The organism is Pseudomonas agronomica, from assembly GCF_025917275.1.
Taxonomy (GTDB): Bacteria; Pseudomonadota; Gammaproteobacteria; order Pseudomonadales; family Pseudomonadaceae; genus Aquipseudomonas; species Aquipseudomonas agronomica.
The window spans coordinates 1-1,489 of sequence record NZ_JAOSHO010000804.1 but is presented as its reverse complement, the minus strand read 5'-3'; the positions used below and the strand labels follow the sequence as shown (position 1 = coordinate 1,489).

Below are 1,489 nucleotides of genomic sequence, written 5' to 3'. Positions count from 1 at the left end.
CAGGCCCTGGGCTTCTATCTCAAGCAAGGCTTCGAAGTCGTCGGCCGTTCGGCACGGGATGGCATGGACCAGCCCTATCCGTTGCTGCACATGCGCTACAAGCAACCGGCGCTGAAGGCCGGACGCGGCTAAAAGTCCCCTGAGGCAAATGGACCCGGGATTAACCGGCGCCACACAGGTACAATGCCCACCCTCTTTTTGTTACGGCCCCGTCATGACTGACCCGATTCGTCTCTCCAAACGCCTCATCGAGCTCGTCGGCTGTTCCCGTCGGGAAGCGGAGCTGTTCATCGAGGGCGGCTGGGTCTCCGTGGATGGCGAAGTGATCGATGAACCGCAGTTCAAGGTCACCACCCAGAAGGTCGAGCTCGACCCCGAAGCCAAGGCCACCGCGCCGGAGCCCGTGACCCTGCTGCTGAACGTCCCGGCGGGCATGGATGTCGACACGGCCATGGCAACCCTTGGGCCACAGACCTTGAGCGAGGAGCATCGCTTCGGCAAGCGCCCGCTCAAGGGCCATTTCCTGCGCCTGACCGCCAGCGCCGATCTGCAAGCCAACGCCAGCGGACTGCTGGTGTTCACCCAGGATTGGAAGATCTTGCGCAAGCTCACCGCCGACGCCGCCAAGATCGAGCAGGAATACGTGGTGGAAGTCGAAGGCGAAATGGTCGCCCACGGCCTCAATCGCTTGAACCACGGGCTGACCTACAAAGGCAAGGAGCTGCCGGCGGTCAAGGCCAGCTGGCAGAACGAAAATCGCCTGCGCTTCGCCATGAAGAACCCGCAACCCGGCGTGATCGCACTGTTTTGCCAGGCGGTCGGCCTGAAGGTCGTCGCCATCCGCCGCATCCGCATCGGCGGCGTGTCCATCGGCAAGGTGCCCCTGGGCCAGTGGCGCTACCTGTCCGCCAAAGAGAAATTCTAATTTTCCGGCGCCACGCCGAACCGGGGCGCCCATTGCCGATTCATCAGGATTGCACACATGATTCACAACGACGTACTGCGAAGCGTGCGCTACATGCTCGACATCAGCGACAAGAAAGTCATCGAGATCATCAAGCTGGGCGGGCTGGAAGTGTCCCTGGAGGACTTGACCGGCTACCTCAAGAAAGACGAGGAAGAAGGCTTCGTGTTCTGCCCGGACCTGGTCATGGCGCATTTTCTCGATGGCCTGGTGATTTTCAAGCGCGGCAAGGACGAAAGCCGTCCGCCGCAGCCGATCGAAGTGCCGGTGACCAACAACATCATTTTGAAAAAACTGCGCGTGGCGTTCGAGCTGAAGGAAGACGACATGCACGCCATCCTCAAGGCCGCCGAATTCCCTGTGTCCAAGCCGGAACTGAGCGCATTGTTTCGCAAATTCGGCCACACCAACTATCGCCCGTGCGGCGACCAGTTGCTGCGCAACTTTCTCAAGGGGCTGACGCTGCGCGTTCGCGGCTGACTATCCCGGTCTCCAAAGACTCTGTGGCGAGGGAGCTTGCTCCCG

The 1,489-nt window shown here is 61.1% G+C and carries 2 protein-coding genes and 1 pseudogene; all 3 read left to right on the top strand.

Going from position 1 to position 1,489, the window contains the following annotated elements; all coding sequences use genetic code 11:
• Nucleotides 1–132 (top strand): annotated as a pseudogene (locus tag OC610_RS27285) (GNAT family N-acetyltransferase); the annotation flags it as partial.
• An 82-nt stretch (nucleotides 133–214) separates the two neighbouring features.
• The gene (locus OC610_RS27280) at nucleotides 215–925 is read left to right on the top strand and encodes an rRNA pseudouridine synthase (RefSeq protein ID WP_264432526.1); all 711 of its coding nucleotides are present in this window, start codon (nucleotides 215–217) and stop codon (nucleotides 923–925) included.
• A gap of 57 nt (nucleotides 926–982) precedes the next feature.
• On the top strand, nucleotides 983–1,444 hold the full coding sequence (locus OC610_RS27275; protein WP_264432523.1) for a YehS family protein: 462 nt from the start codon (nucleotides 983–985) through the stop codon (nucleotides 1,442–1,444).
• Nucleotides 1,445–1,489 lie beyond the last annotated feature (45 nt).

What these genes read in the sequence shown, in the direction of transcription:
- OC610_RS27280 (WP_264432526.1), top strand. Translation starts at nt 215, where the DNA reads ATGACTGACCCGATTCGTCTCTCCAAACGCCTCATCGAGCTCGTCGGC.
- OC610_RS27275 (WP_264432523.1), top strand. Translation starts at nt 983, where the DNA reads ATGATTCACAACGACGTACTGCGAAGCGTGCGCTACATGCTCGACATC.